The organism is Sporomusa rhizae (genome assembly GCF_041428845.1).
In the GTDB taxonomy this organism is placed as follows: Bacteria; Bacillota; Negativicutes; order Sporomusales; family Sporomusaceae; genus Sporomusa; species Sporomusa rhizae.
The window spans coordinates 1730420-1754760 of sequence record NZ_CP156925.1 but is presented as its reverse complement, the minus strand read 5'-3'; the positions used below and the strand labels follow the sequence as shown (position 1 = coordinate 1754760).

24 protein-coding genes are annotated in these 24341 nt (G+C 41.1%); 8 read left to right on the top strand and 16 right to left on the bottom strand.

The window, feature by feature from the left end; translation table 11 throughout:
• Positions 1-68 precede the first annotated feature (68 nt).
• A complete protein-coding gene (gene rnk, locus SRRS_RS07790) occupies positions 69-482 on the bottom strand; it encodes a nucleoside diphosphate kinase regulator (protein ID WP_371367735.1) in 414 nt (137 codons plus the stop codon).
• Between the two features lie 466 nt (positions 483-948).
• Here rnk and SRRS_RS07785 point away from each other — a divergent pair, with 466 nt between their 5' ends.
• Complete coding sequence (locus tag SRRS_RS07785; protein WP_371367733.1) at positions 949-1947, top strand: hypothetical protein; 999 nt, start codon at positions 949-951, stop codon at positions 1945-1947.
• 101 nt (positions 1948-2048) lie between these two features.
• On the opposite strand, the gene SRRS_RS07780 is transcribed toward SRRS_RS07785, so the two are convergent.
• Positions 2049-2639 carry a DNA-3-methyladenine glycosylase I gene (locus tag SRRS_RS07780; protein WP_371367731.1) on the bottom strand — a complete coding sequence of 197 codons (591 nt, stop codon included), beginning with the start codon at positions 2637-2639 and terminating at the stop codon, positions 2049-2051.
• A gap of 213 nt (positions 2640-2852) precedes the next feature.
• Here SRRS_RS07780 and SRRS_RS07775 point away from each other — a divergent pair, with 213 nt between their 5' ends.
• From SRRS_RS07775 to SRRS_RS07765, 3 genes are all read left to right on the top strand, one after another.
• Complete coding sequence (locus SRRS_RS07775) at positions 2853-3476, top strand: TetR/AcrR family transcriptional regulator (RefSeq protein ID WP_371367729.1); 624 nt, start codon at positions 2853-2855, stop codon at positions 3474-3476.
• A 179-nt stretch (positions 3477-3655) separates the two neighbouring features.
• A complete protein-coding gene (locus tag SRRS_RS07770; RefSeq protein WP_371367727.1) occupies positions 3656-4714 on the top strand; it encodes an HlyD family secretion protein in 1059 nt (352 codons plus the stop codon).
• Entirely contained in the window at positions 4711-6276 is a 1566-nt protein-coding gene (locus tag SRRS_RS07765; protein ID WP_371367725.1) for a DHA2 family efflux MFS transporter permease subunit, read from the top strand. The genes SRRS_RS07770 and SRRS_RS07765 overlap by 4 nt, the downstream gene beginning before the upstream one ends.
• 233 nt (positions 6277-6509) lie before the next feature.
• On the opposite strand, the gene SRRS_RS07760 is transcribed toward SRRS_RS07765, so the two are convergent.
• Both SRRS_RS07760 and SRRS_RS07755 read right to left on the bottom strand, forming a co-directional pair.
• Positions 6510-7391 (bottom strand): DMT family transporter, encoded by an 882-nt coding sequence (locus tag SRRS_RS07760; RefSeq protein ID WP_371369755.1) that lies wholly within the window; start codon positions 7389-7391, stop codon positions 6510-6512.
• Between the two features lie 794 nt (positions 7392-8185).
• Positions 8186-8707 carry a nitroreductase family protein gene (locus SRRS_RS07755; RefSeq protein ID WP_371367723.1) on the bottom strand — a complete coding sequence of 174 codons (522 nt, stop codon included), beginning with the start codon at positions 8705-8707 and terminating at the stop codon, positions 8186-8188.
• 283 nt (positions 8708-8990) lie between these two features.
• Between SRRS_RS07755 and SRRS_RS07750 the strand changes: the two genes are divergently transcribed.
• Positions 8991-10316 carry an FAD-binding oxidoreductase gene (locus SRRS_RS07750; RefSeq protein WP_371367721.1) on the top strand — a complete coding sequence of 442 codons (1326 nt, stop codon included), beginning with the start codon at positions 8991-8993 and terminating at the stop codon, positions 10314-10316.
• 182 nt (positions 10317-10498) lie between these two features.
• Here the strand turns inward: SRRS_RS07750 and SRRS_RS07745 are convergent, their stop codons facing one another.
• From SRRS_RS07745 to SRRS_RS07710, 8 genes are all read right to left on the bottom strand, one after another.
• On the bottom strand, positions 10499-11524 hold the full coding sequence (locus SRRS_RS07745; RefSeq protein WP_371367720.1) for an ATP-grasp domain-containing protein: 1026 nt from the start codon (positions 11522-11524) through the stop codon (positions 10499-10501).
• Positions 11521-12207: a WbqC family protein gene (locus SRRS_RS07740; protein ID WP_371367719.1), complete on the bottom strand. Its 687-nt coding sequence runs from the start codon at positions 12205-12207 to the stop codon at positions 11521-11523. Before SRRS_RS07740 ends, SRRS_RS07745 begins: the two co-directional genes overlap by 4 nt.
• A 12-nt stretch (positions 12208-12219) precedes the next feature.
• Complete coding sequence (locus SRRS_RS07735) at positions 12220-13302, bottom strand: DegT/DnrJ/EryC1/StrS family aminotransferase (protein ID WP_371367717.1); 1083 nt, start codon at positions 13300-13302, stop codon at positions 12220-12222.
• A 2-nt stretch (positions 13303-13304) separates the two neighbouring features.
• Entirely contained in the window at positions 13305-14150 is an 846-nt protein-coding gene (locus tag SRRS_RS07730) for a UDP-3-O-acyl-N-acetylglucosamine deacetylase (protein ID WP_371367715.1), read from the bottom strand.
• Positions 14135-15121, bottom strand: a complete 987-nt coding sequence (locus tag SRRS_RS07725; RefSeq protein ID WP_371367714.1) for a glycosyltransferase — start codon at positions 15119-15121, stop codon at positions 14135-14137. The genes SRRS_RS07730 and SRRS_RS07725 overlap by 16 nt, the downstream gene beginning before the upstream one ends.
• Positions 15122-15136: 15 nt before the next feature.
• Positions 15137-16108 (bottom strand): GNAT family N-acetyltransferase, encoded by a 972-nt coding sequence (locus SRRS_RS07720; protein ID WP_371369753.1) that lies wholly within the window; start codon positions 16106-16108, stop codon positions 15137-15139.
• A complete protein-coding gene (locus SRRS_RS07715) occupies positions 16086-17075 on the bottom strand; it encodes a Gfo/Idh/MocA family protein (RefSeq protein WP_371367713.1) in 990 nt (329 codons plus the stop codon). Before SRRS_RS07715 ends, SRRS_RS07720 begins: the two co-directional genes overlap by 23 nt.
• A gap of 357 nt (positions 17076-17432) precedes the next feature.
• Positions 17433-18311 carry a LysR family transcriptional regulator gene (locus SRRS_RS07710; RefSeq protein WP_371367711.1) on the bottom strand — a complete coding sequence of 293 codons (879 nt, stop codon included), beginning with the start codon at positions 18309-18311 and terminating at the stop codon, positions 17433-17435.
• A 157-nt stretch (positions 18312-18468) separates the two neighbouring features.
• Here SRRS_RS07710 and SRRS_RS07705 point away from each other — a divergent pair, with 157 nt between their 5' ends.
• Positions 18469-19233, top strand: a complete 765-nt coding sequence (locus SRRS_RS07705; protein ID WP_371367709.1) for a sulfite exporter TauE/SafE family protein — start codon at positions 18469-18471, stop codon at positions 19231-19233.
• Positions 19234-19365: 132 nt separating this feature from the next.
• Positions 19366-19779, top strand: coding sequence for an EamA family transporter (locus SRRS_RS07700; protein WP_371369751.1), 414 nt, complete (start codon positions 19366-19368; stop codon positions 19777-19779).
• A 157-nt stretch (positions 19780-19936) separates the two neighbouring features.
• Here the strand turns inward: SRRS_RS07700 and SRRS_RS07695 are convergent, their stop codons facing one another.
• From SRRS_RS07695 to SRRS_RS07680, 4 genes are all read right to left on the bottom strand, one after another.
• Complete coding sequence (locus SRRS_RS07695; protein ID WP_371367707.1) at positions 19937-20566, bottom strand: CBO0543 family protein; 630 nt, start codon at positions 20564-20566, stop codon at positions 19937-19939.
• A gap of 68 nt (positions 20567-20634) precedes the next feature.
• On the bottom strand, positions 20635-21012 hold the full coding sequence (locus SRRS_RS07690; RefSeq protein ID WP_371367705.1) for a VOC family protein: 378 nt from the start codon (positions 21010-21012) through the stop codon (positions 20635-20637).
• Positions 21013-21359: 347 nt separating this feature from the next.
• Entirely contained in the window at positions 21360-21590 is a 231-nt protein-coding gene (locus SRRS_RS07685; RefSeq protein WP_371367703.1) for a helix-turn-helix transcriptional regulator, read from the bottom strand.
• A gap of 185 nt (positions 21591-21775) precedes the next feature.
• Positions 21776-22204 (bottom strand): MarR family winged helix-turn-helix transcriptional regulator, encoded by a 429-nt coding sequence (locus SRRS_RS07680; RefSeq protein ID WP_371367701.1) that lies wholly within the window; start codon positions 22202-22204, stop codon positions 21776-21778.
• Between the two features lie 421 nt (positions 22205-22625).
• Here SRRS_RS07680 and SRRS_RS07675 point away from each other — a divergent pair, with 421 nt between their 5' ends.
• The gene (locus tag SRRS_RS07675) at positions 22626-24290 is read left to right on the top strand and encodes an ATP-binding protein (RefSeq protein ID WP_371367699.1); all 1665 of its coding nucleotides are present in this window, start codon (positions 22626-22628) and stop codon (positions 24288-24290) included.
• The last annotated feature ends 51 nt before the right edge of the window (positions 24291-24341 follow it).

The window sequence follows — 24341 nt, the reverse complement described above, 5'->3', positions numbered from 1 at the left end:
CACTACCTCATTCTTCTCATCCTTCCTCCCCATTCTACAGCTCTAGCTGCTTCCTATTCAGATATCCTTTATAGGTCAAAATTGCCGCTGGCTTCAGGCTGAAAAAGAATTTTTTCCACTTTTAACTGGGCGACCCCCTCCGGAATTTTCCAGTCCACCCTATCTTTTTCCCGGTATCCCAAAATGGCCATGCCGATCGGCGCCAATACCGAGATTTTACCTTCCAATATATTGGCTTCGTCCGGGTAAACCAGCGTGTAGATCATTTCCTCCCCGCAACTAAGATCTTTCAGCAAGACTTGCGACCGCATGGTAATCACATCATGAGGAATATTCTGCGGCTCTGTAACGACAGCTCGTTTCAGTTCATCCTTCAATTCCTCCAGAGGCGCCTTACTATCTGTCGCAAATTCTTCTTCCAACTGGATTAATTTTTCCAGTCTCTCCTGATCTTTGCTGGTTATAAAAATACTTCTCGACACTCCTATCCACCCTTTCTTCCAAATTCGGTTATCAGTTATATAAACAGAACGACTATCCTGCTATGCATAGATAGTCGCACGGTGCTTAATAAAAAAATCAGACAATTTCTATTAGTATCCCATATTTTCGCGGTGAAGTAAAGAGCCAGACCTCAGGATTGTACTTTTAATGGTCTATTAGTATGGTAATTTAGGTACCTTATTCCACTTTAAGCACTTTTCTAATAATATTCTAAAATTAGGCATATATAATCCTAACTATGCAGACAGGCGGAAATCTGCAGGGAGCATTAACTTCCTGTTTATATACATTCCTATATACAATAAATACCACCCTATACCTAGTAACTTAGTTACTAGGAATTTTTTTCCAAGTGGTTGCTCCAAAATAAATGTTAGCAGGGTGTTTTGCCGATTGAATCTGGTTTTGATAAAGGGAATTATTATATAAAGAAGAGGTAAGTAAATGGATATATATTATAATTCTAGCTTATGGAACATGGAGAAACAAGGAAGCTGCGGTTTACCACAAGAAACGAACTGGCAGTTCGAATACGCGGGAACGAAACGCTATATTCCTGTTGTATATCGTTTTTCACAGGAGATTGTTTTTGATATTGTCACTATTTTGGACGAAATAAAAATCAGTCAATTTTTAGAGAAGTATAAAATCATCGAGGACACGCTGACACCATTACAGCAGCGCTGTCTAGAACAAGAACATCCCTATCAGACCGTACCAATAAAAGAAGTCTGGATAAACGAAAGACAAACAGAAAATGGATACTCATTCAGTGATGCCATAAGCGTACCGTGGCAACGGCAGGATGAGGCACTGACTCTTGTGCAGAAGGCGTATTCGTCTATCCTAAAAAACACGTCTTGTTTTGCCTGCCAACGCTATTGTGTACCATATCCCAAGATCAACTCTGAATTTCAAATATTACGAAGCTATTTAGGGTTGGGCAGCGTGGACAGTCTAAAGCTAATTACCGTTCCCAGGCAATGGTTTTTCCCCTTGAATATACAGTTTGCTATGTCAGGTGATGAAAAGCAAAAGAATCTTTATTTTTTTCATCCCGTAACAGGAATAAAACACACACTAAATTTTCAAAATTCCAAAATGATGGAAGTTGCCACTGAACCAGGTGGAACTCGTAATTTTTACGTTGTAGAAGCATGTTATGAAATAGAGCCTTTCTTGCCAGAAGGTGAAACTTTGCAATTTGGCTGCAGTACTCAATACACAGAGCCACCAGGCAAATTCGGCCCCACCTTTGCTTCAGGCATTGGCATCATTGGCGGAACAGACGGTCCTACCGCACACACAATATCCGCTGGGGTCCACGGCCACCCAATACATAGCTGTTTTTCTGTTCCAAGTTTTGAAAAGAAAAATGCCTGCCACTTTGTTCTGGAGGGTATCAATACAAAACATAGTGACAGCGAGGAATATAATTTTTAAGGATAGGTTTGTCCACTCCCCGGACAAACCTATCCTTCTTTTCCATCGCTATTTAGTAACATTAGAAACAATCCCGTTTATATCCTCAGGATATCTGTGCTTCATCTATTTTCATCGTTCTTATAAGAATCATGCAGAAAACAGGAAGTTAGATGGTCATTAACCATGCCGGTAGCCTGCATAAAAGCATAGACAATCGTCGTACCAACAAATTTGAAGCCCAGCTTCTTTAAATCTTTGCTGATGCGATCAGAGAGTTCTATGCGTGCCGGCACTTGAGAAATCTCAGACCAGTGATTTTGAATCGGTTTATGATTCACATATTGCCAAAAGAAGTTGCTGAAGCTCTCATACTGGTCCAGTACCTTATAGTAGGCCCTGGCATTTGCAATTACGGCTTTTATTTTTAACCGATTCCTTATAATTCCTGCATTTTCCAACAAAGATTCAATCTTACGTTCATCATAGTGTATGATAATCGCGGGATCAAAGTCATCAAACGCCTGCCGCATGGTTTCCCGTTTGGCCAATATGGTAGACCAGCTCAGCCCCGCCTGCATTCCCTCCAAAATAAGCATTTCAAACAGTTTTCGGTCATCAAACTGGGGACGTCCCCATTCTTGATCATGATATACTTTTTCAAGCTCACTCCGGCTTGCCCAAGCACAACGGATAGTATTAACTTCCTGCATTTACTATTTCCCCCCGCTAAGTCCGAAAATTTTAATCCAGTTTGTACTAGCATACATTGTCGCACAATTCCGTACCTTAGACAACTTTTTTTCTTTTTCCGGAGGCTATTTAGATCGTTAAAAAAAATTGACAGATTATAACAATGGTGCTATGCTCAAATCAAACAAACGATTGTTTGAATTAGAAATATATTTTACCACGAGGATGTTATTATGGAAACTAGTACTAAATCAAAATTAATAGAAGTTGCAACAGAACTATTTGCGATTAAGGGATTTGCCGCTGTCTCTGTCCGCGAACTGACAGAGGCGGCTCAAGTCAATGTATCTGCAATTTCTTATTATTTCAATGGTAAGGAAGGCCTTTACGAGGCCGTATTGCTGGAGCAACTTTCTCCTATTCTGCAGGCAATCAGGGAAGTACAAAAACATAATTCTTCCTCACCTGTCGAGAGGCTCACTCTTTATGCCGGCCAGATTGCAGATGTACATGCGCAGCGTCCTTTTTTACACCGTTTTATGTTCAGTGAAGCGACGAATCCTACAGAATATGGCGGACCCATTATTGAGAAACATATCTCGCAGGTGTATCAGTTTATCTTTACTGCCTTACGGGAAGGCATCGCCGAAGGTTACTTTAGAAAAGATTTGAATGTTACATATGCAGCAGTTTCGTTAGTTGGTATACTAAACTTTTATTTCATTGCCAAACAACTGGTTTCTAAACTTTTCCCTTTACCGGAACAGGGGGAAAGTGAAGCCGAGTATGTTGCTCATGCCTTTCGTGTTTATTTGCATGGTGTAATAAATTCGTCGCCGCCCCTGGAAACCATCTAGTCCCTAGTCAAAACTCAATGCTCAATTATAAGAGCGTTGTCGTTTAAGATATTTCAAACAAACGTTTGTTTTTATGTTATCAGCAAGGTTCCCCCCTTCTGATAAAAAGTACGAACAACGGCTGTTCTTACTACAGTCGACGTGGATTTAACAGAAGTTTTTACGGAAAGGGAGATTATATGAAAATTCCACCAAAGTTCATGAAACTTATTACTGTTCTATTAGTAGTCATTGCCGGCTCCGGGGGCTATTATTTTCTTCACCGCGGTGAGGTTTCAACAGATAATGCCGCTATTGAAGGCCGCACAGTTGTTTTAAGTCCAAAGGTACATGGTTACGTAAAAACTTTGAACATACAAGACAATCAAGTGGTTAAAGCCGGTGACATCCTTATGGAAGTCGACCCGACTGACTATATTATCCGCTGCGCTCGGGCCAAAGCTCAATTAGCAGCGGCCAAAGCGGCAGCCAGCGCTTCTCACAATACACTGGAAACAACCACAGTTTCCGCATCGTCCAAAATTGATGCCTCTGCAGCGCAGGTGGCTTCCGCGCAAGCAACCTGGGAAAAATCGCTCGCCGATAGAGAGCGAATGGAAAGTCTGTTCAATGCGGGCGCCTGTTCCCGCCAACAGTTAGACCAGGCGATTGCAACAGAAAAAGCGGATCGTTCTGCTTTGGATAAATTAGAGGCCGATCTTCGCTCGTCCAAATCAGCCCCCAGTGTAATTGCGACAGCGAAAGACACTGGTGACCAACTTTTGGCTCAGGTGCAGCAGGCCGAAGCGGAATTAGCGCAAGCCGAAGCGGATCTGGCCAATACCAAAGTAATTGCTCCTATGGATGGCCGAATTACCAAACGCAGCGTAGAGACCGGCAATTATGTTCAGGAAGGCCAACAATTGGCTACGCTGGTCGGAACAGAATTATGGGTTGTGGCCAATTTCAAAGAAACGCAGCTTGATCACATGCGTCCCGGTCAAGCTGTCGATATCAGTATTGACGCTTTCCCCAGTGTCAAATTGCATGGCAGAGTAGATAGCTTTCAAGCAGGAACCGGAGCTCATTTTTCTCTCTTTCCGGCGGAAAATGCTACCGGAAATTTTGTCAAAACCGTACAACGTGTTCCGGTAAAAATTGTTTTTGATACTCCGCCTGATGCTGCTCTTCCTCTTGGTCCGGGGATGTCTGTCATACCGACTGTGTATACGATGAAAAGCGCGGGAGCAAAAATATGAGCGAAACAGCTCCCAGGACAGTAAGCCCCCTTCTGGTATCCATGGCTGTCAGTCTTGCCGCCTTTATGGAAGTACTGGACACAACCATTGCCAATGTTGCACTTTCGCATATTGCCGGTTCACTCGGAGCAGGCTCAGAGGAAAGCACCTGGGTTCTAACTTCTTATCTTGTGTCCAACGGCATTGTTTTACCGCTGTCCGGCTGGTTGTCCGGTCTTATGGGGCGAAAAAACTTCTTCATCGCTTGCATCATCGGTTTTACCTTTACCTCTTTTATGTGCGGTGTTTCGACTTCACTTCCCATGCTGATTGTATTTCGACTATTGCAAGGCCTGGCAGGCGGCGGGCTGCAACCGGCCCAACAAGCCATTATTAAAGATAGTTTCCCGCCTGAAAAATTGGGGATGGCCTTTGCGATCACAGGCATAACAACGGTGTTAGCGCCAATACTGGGGCCGACGCTGGGCGGCTATATCACCGATAATTATAATTGGCGCTGGATTTTTTTCATGAATGTGCCTGTCGGATTGTTGGCGGCCTTTCTGGTCAAGGTACTTGTACAAGACCCGCCCAGTGCGCAAAAACAGAACGTCGGTTCCATTGATTATATTGGTCTTGGCCTGATCGCTCTCGGCCTCGGAACACTGCAGGTTGTTCTCGATAAAGGCCAGCAGGAAGATTGGTTTGACAGTTCGTTTATTATGTTCTTTGCCATTATATCCGCCGTCAGCCTCGTGTTGGCGATTTATTGGTTATTGCAGCAAAAACGGCCTGTAGTCGAACTGAAACTCTTTGCTATACCCAGCTTTGGTATGCCCTGTTTAATGATGTTCTTTGTCGGCTTTGCTTTGTATGGCAGTACCACACTGTTACCGATGATGGTGCAGACCAACTTTGGCTATGACGCTACGTTGTCCGGCCTGCTTCTTTCGCCGGCAGGGATAGTAGTTCTCTTAATGATGCCAATCGTCGGTCGACTCGTTAATGTAGTTCCGGCAAAGTACTTAATCTCGATAGGTATGCTGATTAATGCTTTTGGCATGTGGGCTACCGGTTTTATCACTCCGCAGGCGGATTACAGTACATTTGTTTTTGTACGCATCCTGCAAACGTTGGGGTTACCTTTCTTGTTTGTGCCGGCCAGTACACTCGCCTTCTCAAAAATCTCCCCGGAAAATAGCAGCAATGCGTCGGCAATTATTTCTCTTACACGTAATCTGGGGGGAAGTATCGGCATTGCGTTGGTAACCAATAAACTGATACACAGCCAACAGATTCAGCAATCCTATCTGGTGCAGCATTTAACAATGGCAGATGCCGGCTACCGCTACGCACTTGAAACCTATACACAGGCCATGACGAATATGGGAGTCCCCTCCTCTCTGGTTTCCATGCAGGCTATGGGGAAAATCTACCAAGAGCTTCTTCATCAGGCTAGTATTCTTGCTTACCGGGATGCTTACAACTTTGTTGCTGTCTTATTGGTTATTTTAGGGATCGGAGCCTTATTTATGCCAACTAACAGACCGCACAAGAAAGAATCTCCCGCTGCATCGCATTAATAAAAGAAAATCGATGGTTCCCGGCTAACCCAAGTATGAATTTTCTTCCACAGCCATGACACGTTTAAAGAATCAATACAAATAATTGAATAAGAAGAGGCTCCTCGAAACTCCCCGTAGTGAAGTTTACATCATGCTCGTCTGTCTCAATAAGAAATTGAGATGCTCCTCTTAGTAGACAGGTTAAACCAAAAAAAACCTGCGACCGAAGGGGAGCATTTTCTGTACCCCTTTTATTCAATAGATATGTTTTTAGAAGTATCATTTTTAGCAAAACTCGGTGCTTGCGATAAAAGCATTCCTGCCAGCATCATAGCACAACCAATATATCCTCTAGTACCTAATTGTTCATTTAAAATTACTATACCGCCTAAACTGGCGAAAACCGTTTCTGTACTAAGAATAATTGCAGCATGAGATGGCTTTGCATGTTTTTGTGCAAATACCTGTAAAGTGTATGCTATACCTACAGAACCAATCCCACCATACAAGATTGGTATAATTCCCTGTTGTAATTGACTCAGTGTATTACTTTCAAATAATAATGCAACTATAAGGCTAAGCACTGCGCTGGTTAAAAACTGCACAAATGATAATTTTAATGCATCCACTTTTTTAGTAAAATAATCAATTACCAGTATATGGACCGCCCATAAAACTGCGCCAGCAATTTCATATAAATCTCCCTTTGCAATTGTGAAACTTTCTGTAACACTTAAAAGATATAAACCTGTAATTGCAAACGCTACAGCAATCCAAGTACTTACTTTAATTTTATGGTTTAGGAATATACCAAATATAGGTACAATTACAATATAGAGACCTGTCAAAAAAGCTGCTTTTCCAGCACTTGTATCTGATAAGCCTGCTTGCTGAAGCCATGCTGCTAAAAAAATAATGGTACCTGCTATTACTCCAGAAAATACAACCAGCTTTTTAGTAGCAGTATCCGGTATTTTATTTCCACTTCTTCTATTGAAATACAATAACAGTGGAATTAGCGAAATACTTCCCAATCCAAATCTACATGCATTAAAGGTAAATGGCTCTAAAACCATAGCGCCTACTCTTTGGGCGATAAAACCAAACCCCCATATTCCTGCAGTTATTAACAGAAGAATATTTGCTTGTATCTCCTTCTCTTTAATTGTTCTTCCCCCTCGCTATTTTAATAGACGGCTCTTTTCCCTAGTCCAAAAATACGTTCCTTTTTAATGAAAGAAACTTTAAGGAAAAGCCGATATAGTAAGACTATTAATAAAAAACAGCCCAACACCCGTTATTACATGAGTATTTAGTATTTGAATACCAGTTATTACATTCAGAACATTTTATAGGTTTTTCTGTTCTAATTTTGTTGAATATTTCATTATTTTTCCATATATCAATTGGATTATTTCTTTTAACGTTATTGTTCTGAATCTTTCATTTCTTTGGATTTGCTCACGGATGTTCCTTTAATTGTTGTTCGTCTTCATATAATCGGTACAATATTATGATAATTTTTAGTGGAGAAATATTTCTCACTATTATATTTGATATTGTTGCAATAATTATGCCAAAAGAAACTATCGCCAATTTCCAGTAATCTTGTCTAGAATTTTAATCATTTTTTTGCGGTTCCCCCAGGAATTTTGCATTAACCACCCATTCTTTCGTTTAGAAGATATTGATTATTTGTGGCCTGCAAGCGATATGTTCCCACACGCCAAAGAAATTTGCACCAGTGCTATTTTTTTTGCACTGAGCTGCTCTTGGCGTTAAACCATTAAAACTATGTGAATGCACGTATGAAACTTGTTGGCAATCCAGTTATACAAATAAACTAAAACACACAAAGAGGCTGTCTCAACAAGAAGGTTAAGACAGCCTCTTACGCTTGGAGGTATTAAATCAGTATAGTATAATTTTATACTCTTACAATATAATTAGATTTTCTTGGAGCAGCAGGAGCAACTCCGCCTTCAGCGCTATAACCTAATATACAGTTACCGATTCCTACATAATCTCCTTCAATTCCCCATTGTTTTAATAACGCTTTGCCTTCTTCTGTTTCGAATACTTCTTTTGCTCTATAGATGAAGCAGGAATCAACACCCATAGCATGAGCAGCGTTTAATAGATTCCCCATAACAAGCGTACCATCCTCTAGATGGGTTACTCTATTTTTATCAGCAAGAACAACTAGGACGGTTGGCGCACCATAGAATGGATCATCTTTACTTCCCATCACGGCTGCATTCATTTTTGAGAGTTTTGCAATCGTTTCCTTATCCTGAACGGCTACGATAACCGGTGACTGTGCCCCTTTACCTGTCGGAGCGTATGTACCAGCTTCCAGGATTGCATTAAGTTCTTCCTCTTTAATCTGTTTCGCCTGATATTTTCTGCAGCTTCTTCTTGCTTTTAAATCTTGTATTGTTTCTTTCATAGATACCGTCTCCTTCCAAAATATGTGTTATAGTTCCTACTATAATTATATAACGTAATTACGAGTACACAAGTCCAATCTTTCCTCTATAATGCATCAATTTTCCAATCCAATACTCCCCAAAGTGTTTGTATCTCATATTTCCTTCCTGCACTCGTACACTGGAATCCGGCTTCGCTTTACAGACTGCATGATCTTACTTATTCCAATTGTTACCAAATACCTTCCAGGCCTAAGATTTATATAATATTGTAAGAGGTTGTAGTGGAGGTGAAGTAACGAAGTGGCGAATTCGAATATGGGACTTACCGGACGAATTGTTTTTCCGGATGACCCAAGTTATGAGGACGCTCGTATGGATTATAATACGCGATTCTCAAAGTATCCCCGCGTTATTGTTTTTTGCCAAAGGGTATTAGATGTAATCAATGCGGTAAAATGGGCAAGAGAAACCCATACCCCGATACGTGTACGCTGTGGAAGACATAGTTATGAAGCTTTTTCAATAGTAAATAAGGGAATAGTCATCGATGTAAGCGAAATGAATAAAGTTTTACTTGAGAAAAGCAAGGGTATAGCAAGCATCCAGGCCGGAGCTACCCTTCTTCCCCTTTACAAGGTTCTATGGCATAAGGGGGTTACTATTCCAGGAGGAACATGCCCGACTGTTGGCATTTCCGGCCTTACCCTGGGGGGAGGCTTTGGCATGCTTACACGAAAGCTGGGTTTGCTTTGTGACAACTTGCTGGCAATCCAAATGGTCGATGCGGAAGGGAAAATAGTCTATGCTGACCAGTGTGTTAATTCCGATCTTTTATGGGCTTCCCGTGGCGGTGGGGGCGGCAACTTTGGAATTGTAACATCATTTGTTTATAAAGTTCATCCCATTGCCAATGTTGCTGTTTATACGATCACCTGGGATTGGTCAGATGCCAAAGAAGTAATCAAAGTATGGCAAGATTGGGCGCCGTTTGTTGACGAACGATTAACGTCAATCCTAGAGCTATCTACCAAAAAGGATGGCCGTATTTCTTCCTCCGGTGAATTTTTAGGCCCGGAAGGCCAGCTGCAATACCTGCTAAGACCATTAATTACTGCCGGAAAACCTATTCAAATTAACGTTCAGACAATACCATATATTGAAGCAGTATTAAAATTTGACGGTGGTTCTGGTCCTCATAACTTCAAAAATACGGGGGCTTTTGTGTATCACTGTTTACCGGATGAAGCAATTAGCACCTTGCTTTATTATATGGAGATTTCCCCCAACAAAGATAATTCAATTCAGTTTCAGAGCTTGGGAGGAGCTGTCAGCAAGGTACCTCCGACAGGAACGGCCTATTTCCATCGTGAAGCAGGCTATATTATGCAATATATAACCCAATGGGAAGCTGACACTGCAGAATCTCCAAACATCTGCTGGGTAGAAACGCTTAGGCAATCCATGCTAAAATATGTGGACGGAACTTATGTTAATTGGCCTGACATCTTTATTAAAGACTGGCCCTGTGCCTATTATGGTATCAATTACCAAGAACTTATGCGAATCAAACACAAGTATGACCCGGAGAATATATTCCACTTCGAACAGAGCATTCGTCCATGCTAACCATAGATTAGATATCCTGTTCTGCAATTTAGGGAATTCATAAGGGAAAATAGTACGTCAAATTCCCATAATAATTGAAACAAATAATGGGCTGCCTCAATTTTCTTATTGAGGCAGCCCATTATTTGCTTATGATACGCAGGGAGAACTCGAATGCAATTAGGTTTTCTTGGAGAAGCAAGTTAGTTTTTTTGCTCTATATTAAATTCCTTTTGCAACCTAATAATTTTCTCAGTTGGCACAAGATAATCAGTATACTGTCTGATTACACTGCATTTCAAAATTTTAGTTTGATCAATTGCTTCGCCCAGTACTTCCGCTCTTATTAAAATTTCCGCCTCATTAACGCCTAATAAACAGCGCATTCCCGTGGAACTGCTGAAGCGAGGATTTATTTCGAAAATATAGGGGTTGCCATTGAGAAGGCGCAATTGAAAATTGCACGGACCGTACGGTTTTAGAACCCGGGCTACTTCTTTGCAGTAATCTGTAATCTCCATGAAATCATCTGCGTCCGCCGACATAGTCATGCCTTCTTGCAAGTATCTTTTTAGGGTTATCCCGGAAAGAACCCTGCCGTTAGTCCCAGTACAAATACCGGTCGTAAATTCCCCACAGTCATCTGGTAAATATTGCTGAAGAAGAATGTCTTGTTTGTTTTCGAGCAGAGGCTGCAGCTCTTCATATTGATTAACGATGTACAACCCCTGTGATCCCGCCCCCTGTCTCGGTTTAATTATGACGGGAAATTGTACTTCTTTTATAAATTCATCGATTTTGTCCTTATCTTCCGGATAGCGAATGGTAATAGGAAAATAAAAACCATGCTCTTTAAGAAAGTTTACTGTACGCCATTTATCATTACATATATTCATGGTTTCGGGCAAATTAGTAAACACTTTGACTCCGGTCTTTTTTTCAATTTCAAGTTTATTATGGCTATAAAAAGCAAGCTCATGGGAGGAAGCAACAAAAATAGCATGTATATTTTCCTTGGCAATAATATCTAACAAGCTAGTTAAATATTGCTCCTCTTGCTGGGCGGGTGGTACGATATAGGCCTGATGAGCCAAGTATAAACCTAAGGTGCGGACGCTGGTATCACAGGCTACCAGGTTTAGGGATAAATCTGATTGCAACAAAGACTGAATGATGGCTACTCCATAAAGGGACCCGGAGCCTGATATCAATACATTTACTTTTTTCACATGATCACCTGCTTGGTAAGATAATCCTTGCTATCAGGACCACAGTTAAATATCAAATCCACGGCCGACAAATTGGGCATGAAGTCTCCCCACAGCTGTGGGTAAACAGGATGTTCAAATTCCTGGTAAACCAGCCGAATGTTGTTTCTTGCAAAGGCTGCCTCGTCATTATAGGTTCGGGCGCCGTTACCGGAAAGGTAGATATCTGCTTTGCACTGTTTACATAGGCTAATGATACGGTCACCTTTGTTCCCTTCAATTCCCGGGATTTCGGAAGATCGGATCATTGGCGTCTTAATTTCTAAAATTTCCCGAATAACATGGATCAGCCGCAGGTTCAGGTCAGCCAGCAGTTCCCCTGGGTTTTCATAAATGGGGAGAAATAAGTTTTTGTATTTCTCCCAATAGGGAGAGCGGGCATAGCAGGTTTGTAATGAGCCCCAGTGGTTTAAGTACCACGGGAAATCGTTTTGAAGAGCCGCATCTTTAATCAAACTCTTTTTTCTACTTACCTGTACACTTAATAATCGCTCTCCCTCCGGCCCCTTTATTTTGTTTTTTTTGGTAACTTCCCTTCGCGCAAGAAGCACATCATCCAGAATGACAAATAAATCACAGGACATCATTTTGTGAAAGTATCCCAGCCATGGCAGGTAATTCGGTTGATGGCCACTAATAATCACGCGCAAGCCTCCTCAACGGTAATGATTCAGTACTTCTACAATGGTTGTTACATCACTCTGTGAAAGAGCCGGATGAACAGGTATTGAAACACAGCAGTTCGCCAGGTCTTCTGCCACCGGCCAGGTACCTGAACAGGTCGCTATATCTTTATATGCCGGCTGAGCCGGCATTATTAACGGGTAGTGAATGCCGTAGCCGATACCGTTAGCATCCAGGTAAGCTGTTAAAGCGTCTCTATTTGTTACTTTTAAGGTATATTGATGATAAACATGCTTTCTGTCAGATGGTGACACCGGTTTTTGGATACATGGATTTACAATGTGATCATCGTAGAATTTTGCGTTCTCTATTCTTTTCTGGTTATATAGATCTAATTTCTTTAGCTGCTCCAGCCCAATCGCTGCGTGAATATTGGTCATTCGGTAGTTATATCCCACCATTTCATGATAGTAGCGCCGGCGTTGCCCCTGATTAACTAATATTCTTATCTTTTCTTCGATCACTGGGTCATCGGTTAATACCATACCGCCTTCGCCGCAGGTTATATTTTTGCTGGGGTAAAAACTAAAGGCCGAGGCTCTGCCCAAAGTACCGACTTTTTTGCCGCGATACATAGCTCCGTGGGCCTGGGCACAATCTTCCAGAACGAGGAGATTATTCTTGTTTGCAATCTCTAAAATTTCATCCATATCTGCCGGTAACCCAAACAGATGAACTACGATCACCGCTTTGGCTTCCGGGTGGTCCTTAACCGCCCTCTCCAGTGCGGTGGGCGAAAGATTATACGTTACCGGATCGATATCAGCAAAAACCGGGGTGGCTCCTGCGTGTAAAATGGCATTAGACGTAGCGATAAAGGAATAAGGAGTAGTTATGACCTTATCGCCAGCACCAATACCCATAGCCTCTACGATAACATGCAGGGCGGTTGTAGCGGAGGAAGTAGCAATACCATACTGAGAATCATGACAGCGCTTAAACTCATCTTCAAACTCCTGAACATAGCTGCCTGCTGCCAACATACCGCTGCGCAACACTTCTATTACCCGATCTTCCTCTTCCTTGCCTAACTGGACCTTCACGTGAGGAATCATGGTTACAACACCTCCTTAATTTGCATCTGTAATTTCTGACATAGTTGATTATTGTCTTTGTGCCCTGTTCTGATGCCAATAAAGTGACCCTTTACGGGCCGCCCCATGGTATGAATGTCGCCCAGCAAATCTAGTACCTTATGCCTTGCCGGTTCATTGTCCCATTGCAAATCGACAGGCCCTTTTGCCAGGATCAGACAATCTTCAATACTTTTTCCAATTAATTTAAAGACTGTTTCATATTCACTTTCCGTGATATATGATCTTGCCGTTGCCAACTCGGAAGCAAAATCGAACGAGTTGTCGAATGAAAACTGGGCTAACTGGGTGGGAATCTCTTTACCCGGGTAGTCAAGCAGGTATGTGAGGGTAAGCTCAGGTGCCGGTAATGCCAGCAGGAACCGATCATAACGCTTCTCTTGATGAAAAAATGGGTTTATGATGCAAACCGGTTCTTTGACATGAAAACATCTTTTGGGCCTATCCTGTAAGACAAGTCCTGCTTGTAAAAGAGTTTGCACAAAACCACGGCTGCTAAAGCTGCTTACTACCGGGATAAACGGGCTGCTTACGCTAACCTTCAAATTATCCAGGCCCAGTCCGGCAATGGCCGCCAGCAGGTGTTCCGTGTGTTCAATGCGTATATCATTGTTAACCAGTGAAGTCCAGCGCGCCTCTACCCGTGCATAGTCCGGCCGGCATGGAACTTCCGGCTTCCCCGGCAAATCTTCCCGGATAAAGACAATTCCGGTATCGGGTGGGGCTGGGTGAAATATTACAGTGCTATCGGTCTGACCGGTAATGCCAATGCCAGTACAACTAGCTGTTTGTTTTATGGTTTTCTGCATGGCTTAACCTGCCTTAAACCAGTAAATTCAAGGATTTGTGCAGCCCTGTCATTGTACGTATTGTGGTAAGAATATACTTCACGCTGACCAGCTAACGCAATTTCCTTTCTCTTTGCATCCTGCTCCAGGTAAAAATCTACCATACGCAGGGTTTCCTCTTCCGAACGGGTAACGACCAAATGTTTTCCTGGTTCAAACTTTTCTAAAACGGCTGTAGTAGCCGGTGCCAGGAGGAATCCCCGGGCGCCCATAATCTCGTAGGTGCGTGAGGTTAGCTCTGTGACTACGTTTTGAAACCCGAGGATTATTTTTGCTGAACTGTAAACATGATTTGTTTCCAGATACGATAATTTCCCCTTGAGATGCCGGGAATCTACATTAAATCCGACAATACCCGGATCCAGCTTTTCCCAGCGTTTACCCCAAATGGCTACATCGTAGCCCCTTTCTACCAGTGGTTTTAATAATATCCGGGCGCTGTCCCGGCGATAGGAACTCCAGGTTACTCCAGCGGTGGCCACCAATGCGATATCGCATTTGTACTTTTCTACAGGTCCGGCAGGCCGGTGAAACTCCGGATTACAAGCCCAGGGCAAATAGTAAGCCTTAAAGCCGAGCCGGTTGTAAAAGGCTACTGATTCCCGGTCAATTGTAAAAATATATTCCGGCTTAGTTGCTTTAATATAGGGTAATGACCATTCATCCGTCCAGCGGGGATCCTCCGTTGCCCAGTAGGCATGCGTTAAGTGGTATTTCTCCACCATCTCTCCTAATATTTTCAGCCTTGAATCAGTGTGTATTTTCGTCCATCCGGCAGTTACCACAAGATCTGGATGATATCCCGCCAATACTTGCTCCAGTTCTTCTCTTATGATATCTTTTAATATCTTTACTTCACATCCGTGGTTTTCAAAACCGGGAGGTAAGCCCAGTAAATACTGGTAATCCACATCAATAAAAAGTATCTTCATAAAAAATCACCTCTGCTATAAATCCAAATAATACATTTCCCTTAATACGCCCCGCCCGCCGAACTTTTCTTTAAATTCGAAGAGCCCCTGATTTATCCTTGACCCCTTGTCTTCAGTGGAAATTCCCCAATCCAAGTAAGAATAGTCCTTTTCCATACCCCAGCTAATTAATTTATAAAATAATAGTTCCACAGAGCGCAGGTTCTGGTATTGATTGTCACTGGCAATGTAGAAACAGTTAATAACCCGGCTGTTAAGCAGAAATACAACTACGCCGCTAACCATTTCACCTTGCAAAAAAGCGGCGAAGAGCTTAATGGACTGGGGATACCTATTTGTCAAATCAAGGATTTCCGCTAAAGTATGGGTGGGCTCTGCATTATGCCTTTGTTTAAGGTTATTGGTAAGAATACGCCAATAGGTTGCCAAATCATTACTTTCTTCGATAGTAACTCCGAGCCTTTGCGCTTTACGAATATTCCTTTGGGTACTCTCGATCAGGTGATCGGAAGGTTCAGCAAGTTCTTTTAAAGGCAATGCTGTGGCTAATTCGGATCTGGCTATGGAAAAGCCGTAATATCGTAAGGAAAAGTCTATTTCATCACTAGGCCAAAAATGATAAATGCGAGGAATCATTTTAATTTCGATAGCGCTAAAGTGATTCGACTTACAGTATTCGGTTAATAAGGGTACCAGAACCATTGCTTCGGAAGTGCCAAAGTTTTGGTCTACAATGATTCCGCCGTGTGAAGCACCGGGATAAGAAGAGAACACCTTTTTTTGATCTACCATTTTTTGCGCTGCCGGTATTACAGCAATTAATTTTCCGTGAGCGTTATAAACCATCAAGGAACAATCAACAAACCGGCCCGGCGGATGATAGTTTAGAAAAGTTCGCTGCTGCATAAATGTACCGTTCCGGGAAGCTCCGACAAAATTATCCCAGTCTTGTTGATAAGATTGGTTATACGTCTCTATCTTTAACATTTGTTTCACCGTTCCCATCCCAACAAAGTTTTGTTCCATTGTTTAAAAGTGATTGTTCCACTAGCTCTGTCGCCTTTATTACCCAGAGAATATCTGCGGATCCAGTCCTTGGTTGTGATTTAGATTTTATACAGTCAACAAAATGCATGCACTGGTTGGTTAGGGGCAAGCTTGTTTCATACTTGGGCACAGTAATCTCACTGTTATAAGATATTAGCTGTAACTTATCGGTAGCTTTGACATCATCAAAGGCCAAGGTCATCTGATCTCCTAAAATTACTGCCTGTCGTTTTTTAATTGGACTGATCCAGTTTGCGTGAATTTCCACAAATAAATCACCCGGAAATTCCATACTAATGCTAACCAGATCATAAATGTTTTGTTGTTGATAGCTTACGCCATGTGCAGATACCCATCGCGGATTTCTGTTAACCAGGTATCTGACTATAGAAAGATCATGTACAGTAAGATCCCATTGCACACTAACATCATTGTAAATTTTTCCACGGCTGGTACGTTCCAGTAAAATATATCTCAACTGACCCAGCCGCCCCTGACTAATATAGTCTTGCATTTTAAAAACTACCGGGTGGTACTCCATTAAATGCCCCACCATTAAAATGGTATTATTCTTTTCCGCCAACTTACTTAAGGTATCAGCCTCATGGTAGGAAAGAGTACACGGTTTTTCCACCAGCACCGCCTTGTTTTGCGACAAAAATTCTGCTGCAATGGAAAAGTGACTATGAGGTGGTGTTGCAATAATGACACCGTCCAAGAGGCCATCATTCAAAATTTCACGGTAGTCGGTGGTTGTTCTTATATTGGGGTAAGTTTCTCGGACCTTTTTGAGCGACTCTTCTTTTATATCACATACATATTGAAGCTTTACTTCCTGTATAGAACATAAAGTGTTGATATAATTAAATCCCCAGGCACCACAGCCTACCAAACCAATTCTAGCCATATTTCACCATCCGCTTGAAGAATAAAAGTTTCTATTTACTAGTAGGGTATTCAGCTAACATTTGATGCGTGATAGTTTTATGGAAATTACAATAACCGCCCCCTAAAGGAAGGGGACATATAGAGAATCAACAAATGCTGAAAATTTAGCCGGCGAATTTCGTACAGAAGAATCGGAAATTACATGCAAAAAAACAAAAAACCCGCGAAAAAGTTCCGCGGGCGTAACAGCTTTTTATTTAGTTAGTGGGACAGTGAGTCTGTCCCGTATCCCACATTCCGGCATTGATAATACTTACAATTGCGGTGGATTGCGTTAGGATATTTTACCTTAAGCATATCCACAGACATTGTCAGCTTAAGTAGTATGGAAATTTTGCAACACAAAATCTACGAAAGCTTTACCTGCTTTTGATAGATATCTATTCTTGTTCCAGGCTAATCCGATTTCAATAGATATTGGATTAGCCAATCGGCAGCTACTGATATTCGAATGCTTTCTTACAATTCGTTCAGGAAGCAAAGAGATTCCAGCACCTGCTTCTACCAGACCAATAATTGTTTCCACCTGTCTGGATGAAAAAACAACTTCGGGAATGATTTGATACTTTTCACATTCAGCAAGTACCATCTGCCGACTATAGGTATCTTCTTTGAATAAAATAAAAGGATAGTTTTTAAGTTGATCAAAAGAAACTGTCGAACAACGGCTCAACGGATGGTGATTTGAAAAACATACATGAATAGGTTCGATGGTAATGGTTACTTTCTCTAAACCTACCAAATTACTGGGGAGTATCAACATTCCCAGGTCAATATCACCTTTTTCCAGTAACTCTTGAATTACTAAAGAGCCTTCTTCTATAAAAGTAGCTTTAAAATGAGGGTATTTGGTATGAAACTTCTCGAAGATTTCCGGAAATATAATAGCGCCAACGATCGGAGTAATCCCAATCTTGACAGTTGCTATATGATCTAATCGATAATCATTCATTTCCTCCATAGAGTATTGGACATGATCTAAAATTTCATTAGCACGCTTTAAAAAAACACTGCCTTCTTTCGTTAATTGAAACTTCTTAGAATTACGATTAATTAAACTAACTCCCAGCTCTTCTTCCAGCTTCTTTATGGCGACACTGATAGAAGGTTGCGATACATTCAAAAAAGCCGCCGTCTTTTTCATACTCTTCATTTTACTGACCATTTGAAAATATTCCAGTTGCCTTAGCTGCATGTATGTGTACTCCTAATTTAATTTAAACTATCGGCATATAAATATTTGATAATTTATGTTTATACTTAAATACATTATAATGATAGCAGATGCCATGTTCTCGTCAACTATTTATGTTTTAAATGCAGTAAGTAATAGAGTTTATATGTTGGAGGAGATGCAGTTGTTATCAATTTCTTATGTAATTTTAGGTTTTGCTGTCGGAACTTTCGGCACGTTAGTTGGCATTGGCGGGGGCGTTATTTTAGTTCCTATCTTCTTATTGATTATGCACTGGACGCCTCAGTATGCCATTGGCACATCGTTAACGATTGTTTTTCTTAACGCGTTATCGGGATCTGTTGCTTATATAAAACAAAAAAAAGTGTATTACGACGCAGCCATCCGGTTTAGTCTGGCAACCTTGCCTGGAGCAGTTGCCGGAAGCTATTTGGCAATGTATTTTACGGGTTACACTTTTCGTATTGCTTTTGGTATTTTACTTATGGTTATGGCACTCTTAATGTATTTTCGCCCTGCGAAGAAAAACGAACCTGACGAGGATTTTAATAAAAATACCTTTACGTATAATCGTACCCTTGGCGTCATTCTTAGCGCGTTTGTAGGCTTTATATCCAGTATTCTGGGGATTGGAGGCGGAATTATTCATGTGCCGGCCATGATCTTTCTCTTAGCTTTTCCAACCCATATTGCAACAGCAACCTCTCATTTCGTTTTGGCAATATCCAGCTTTTTCGGTGTCGTATCCCACCTGGCTCTTCATAATGTTCTGCTTAAGGAAGCGTTACTGATAGGTGGGGGAGCCGTAGCAGGCGCACAATTCGGAGCCTACTTATCGGTAAAAGCCAAGTCGCAACTGATTTTGACCTTATTATCGCTGGCTCTGTTTTTTTTAGGATTGCGATTAAGCCTTGCTGTTTAACCAGTAACCCGCTGGTTACTTATTATGGTGATAACAGTGTTTCTTGTGCTGTTATCACCATAAGCGTTTTGCTAAATGAATAAAAAGGAGATGAAATCAACGTTGATAAACGAAATTTTGGTAGGAAAATATATGTGGTTCGTATTTGCACTACTGTCCGCCGTTTTTGCCGCTGCGACCTCAATTTTAGCTAAGATCGGTATCGAAGGAATTAATTCGAATTTGGCAACCGCCATCCGCACGGTTGTCGTGCTTGTAATGGCTTGGGGCATGGTGTTCATTACCGGGACGCAAAATGAAGTTGCCGACATAAGTACCAAAAGCTGGACCTTTCTAATACTATCCGGTATTGCAACCGGCCTGTCCTGGCTGTGTTATTATAAGGCATTGCAAATCGGGGAAGCATCAAAGGTTGTTCCGGTGGATAAATTCAGCGTGGTTATTACCATGATTTTGGCCTTTATTATCTTAAAGGAAACCGTCACAACAAAAGTCATTGTCGGAGGAATTTTAATTACCGCAGGAACATTTGTTATGATATTGTAAGTAAGTAAAAAATTAAAGGTCTGCAGATGGATCAATTCATTTGCAGACCTTTTTTACAGCTGTTCCTGTCCTTTATGTATAAGCAGCTTGACTTAATTACCATTCGAATAAGCATTTGCAGAAGATACGACAGCGCCTGCCTCTCACACGGTAAACGTTAGTCATCATTTTCAATTGTACCTTTTTCTTCCTTATCTAACGGTTTTGTAGCCGCTGGCTGTAGTCCGGGAAACCGAGAAGAACCATGACTCGACTGAGACTGACTTTGTTCTATGCTGGTAAACCAAAAGAGGAGTCCTCTTGCCACGGTTCCAGCTGCGAAGAAAAGTAAATAATGGAAGAACCAGTTCCATTTATAAAGCTGGAAAATTCCTAGTACCGAATATAGAGGCAATACACCAAGCACTATGATTGCACAACCGATACCATTCCATAGCAAGAAATTTTTCCACGTAGAAGTATACTGAAATACTAACATATACATGATTGGTCCCATAGTAAGTCCGACTATAAATAAGGGAGGCTGAAAAGGGAAAAGTCTGATTGTAAATCCCCACAATCCCAGATAACCTACACAGACAGTGTCTACTACGGCAAAGGCTACCGCACATAATGATCCTAATAACAGTAAGTCTTTTATCCTGCGTTTATCAACTAATTTAAACCAAATACCATAAGTAACGATAAGTACTCCAACTGTAACGAACCAACCGAAGGAAAAAAGCTCACTGGATATCCAATGTTGATAAGATAGATCCGCCAGCAACCTTGAAGTTTCGTATATCATTTCTTCTCCTCCTAAAGCCAGAGCTACTCTTAGTCGATTTCAACATAAATAAGCAAGTGTTTGTTGTTTCAGCCATTCATAGAGTGTAACCCAATCCGATTGCCTTCACTGTCTTCGAAATACGCACAGAAACCGTATTCGCCAATACTCGCCTTAGGAATCAGTTCCTTACCTTTATTTGCAACTACCTTTTTCAATGTATCAGTAATATCTGCCACGGAAAAATACACCAGCGTACCATCATAAGACGGCACAAAGTGTTCCTCTTTTACCAGAGCCCCGCTGGCTCCCTGTTTTGCCATTTCCATGGGAAACATAGCCATTTGTCTTGGCCCCATGTCAATAATCGCTAATTTTTCATCAAATACTGCCTCATAGAATGCTTTGCCTCTTTCCATATCGCCGACAGGAATCTCGAACCAAATTACCGGATTGAATTTACTCATATTTTTCACACTCCTGATGAGTTACTTTCTTTTTAGCAAGGCTTAGCTAGCTCGAAGTCATCTCTTTAATTTACCGACACACCTAGTATAACCGATATTCTATTGATTGAATAAATTTATTAACTCCACCACAAAATCCAGACCCTCCCAAAATAATACAAATTCGGCGTTTTTTTGTGGTTCAGTCTTTAATGCCAAATATAGAAAATAAATAAAAGCGATATCTCAATAAAATTATGAGATATCGCCGTAATCTTCTAATCCGGTTAACTAGCAGACGCTCCCGTTTTATCACCTTTTTACGTATATGTTCACGATTGCTCTTACGGGGGACGGGATCAATTTTTTCATTCTGTTTCCCCCTCAACCCAAAAAAGAGTATTAATATCTGTTGCAAAATACCTTGCAATACGAAAAGCCAGTTCCAAAGACGGATTATATCGCTCTCCCTCAATGGCAACAATGGTAGCTCGCGTTACTCCAATTTCTTTGGCAAGCTGTTCCTGCGTCATTCTGAATTCTGCCCGAAAAACATGAACTCGGTTTACTATTTTTAACTGTGTTAGCAATTTAGCCATCTTCGCACCCTTCCCAAGGTTTGCCACACCCTATTCATAACAAAACGCGTGACAGACGTCATATCTTATCTTAATCGCATAGGATAAAACTACTGCTATATCCATGTTTTTTTAGCAGCTAGCTTTCTCATGTTTATATTCCTCCCATCAATTTAGTTGTCACAACAACTACTTATCGAAAAAAATTACGTCAAATTATTGTAAATTTGATTCAATACTATTTTCATTTCCTTTATTTTTTCTTCATCAATTGATCTTGTTGCCTTTTCCAATAATGAGACAGCTCTCGGTACTAATCTCACTCTCAAATCCTTGCCTGCGTCGGTCAGAAATATCCGGAATGCTCTTCTGTCAGTTGGGTGAGGACTCCGTGTAATCAACCCTTTTTTTTGTAAATTATCAAGAATTCGATTGGTATTAGGCTTATCCTTAAAAGTAAGGTCTGCCAACTCTTTAGGAGTGACACCATCCCCCTCCCATAGGAAATTAAGTACAGCCCATTGCTCTGTTGTAATGTCATATTCTTTTAATTTCTGAAAAGCTTCGTTCTTTAGCTTCGCATTTACTTTATATAAAATAAAGCCTAGGGAATCATCTATTTTGAAATCTTTCATTAACAGCTCACTCATCCCTTAATTTAGTTGTCATCACAACTAAATTATAGCTTTTTAAATACCTAATGGTCAACCCATAATATACCTTTATATACTTATTTTGCAAAAATGTTTGTGTCAAGAAGACAGGAATTGAACGATACCCTTGAGATATTTTCCATAAAAAAAGAAAAATTCCTGCAAAATAAACCATTTTTGTCAGAAATTTCCGATCTTCTTTTTTTGTTTTCTATTCTATTAGGTTGCAATAAAATATTTCTTCGCACTCCGGTTGCTTCAGAATCTAACTCGATTATAGAACGTGGACGAATTATTCCCTTTTTCCTTTTCATAAATGCCAAAACTATCCATAAAAGGAGGAACTCTGCATTCTTGTAGAGAATAAAAAATGTAATTTATTAACTTCTAACAGAGGGATTTTATGGATATTATTTATTTATCTGTCATGGGGTCAGTGTTTGGGACTCTAGCAACAATTCTAATTTGTATATATTTGTATGTGTTATACCGCGTGCGCTATATGGGTATATGGGCCGTAGGCTGGCTTGTTTTGCTCTTACGGTACGTTATTTTGGATTCTGGATTATTTCCCTGGAAATTGTCTGCCTTCGGGTTATCACTATATCAAGCGATGACTTTTATCTTTGTTCTGATGATCGTTTGGAGCACTTATAGTTTTGTAAACAAGCCGCTGAACAAATGGTGGATATATGGTACTGTCAGCATTTTCGTCGCCAGTAGCGCCTTGAATGTTCTACCTTCCCCCTTACTTTATAAATTAGTACTGCCTATCTATGCCGGCTGTTTTGCAATTATATGGGTCGGTTTAACTTTTATACGCCATCCTAAGATACCAAAGTTTGGTCGCTTAGTTATCGGCTGGGCTTATATTCTCATGGGTCTTCTCAATCTTAGCTTTCCCTTTATTGTTGATGGCTCATGGTATGGTCCTTGGTGCTATGTTTTTGGCGGAACATTGCGGTTACTCATTGCTGTCGGAACTTTGATGTTATTTTTCGAGAAAACCAGAACCGATTTAATAAATAAAGAAATCCAATACCAACTATTAGCCGAAAACGCTATTGACGTAATCTATTATTATCGCATGCCTGAAGCCGCAATCGAATATATAAGCCCCTCGGTTTTGACAGTCACCGGTTATGCCCCTGAAGAATATTATGCTGATAATAAATTAATCTTCCAATTGATACATCCTGACGATTGCTCCCAGCTGGATGATTTCATCAATAATCTACCGGGTTCGGTTGAAAGGCCACTGACAATACGTGTGTTGAGAAAAGATAAAACCCCCATCTGGGTTGAACAAAAATGTGTCCCTATCTATGACGAACAAAAGCAGCTCGTGGCATTAGAGGGTATTATCCGCGATATCACGCAACGAAAAAAACTGGAACAAATGACCGCAGCATTTGACAGGATGAATATGGTAGGTAGTATGGCGGCAACTGTCGCTCATGAAATTAGAAATCCCCTAACCACCGTGCGCGGCTACCTGCAAGTACTGGAACGAAAGGAAGAATATCAAACCGATCAAGATAAATTTGAATTAATGATTGAGGAAATAGACAGAGCCAATAACATTATACGGGAATACCTCTCTTTGTCCCACGAAAAGTTTGCTAATTTAAAGAAATGTTCTTTAAATAACATCATTGAAGCCTTGTTCCCTTTGATCCAGGCGGACGCCAATTCTTCCAAAGTATATACCGCTCTCAACCTTAGCGACATTCCCGAATTACTGCTGGACGAAAATGAAATTCGTCAATTGTTACTGAATTTAGTACGTAATGGTATTGAAGCCATGCCATCAGGCGGAAACCTGGTTATTCGTACTTTCCTTGCCGACAACAAAGCCGTTTTATCCATCAGTGACCAAGGAGCGGGAATACCGCCGCATATACTGGATCACTTGGGTACACCGTTTTTTACTACTAAACCTACAGGTACTGGGTTAGGCCTTGCAATTTGTTACCAAATAACCCACCGGCATAATGCCAGTATTAAGATTGATACCAGCAATACAGGAACTACGTTTTTCGTGTATTTTAGTCTGCCAACTCCGTAAAAACTTAAAATTGCCTCAGCCCTTTTTCAGTGAATGAATTTCTGAAAAAGG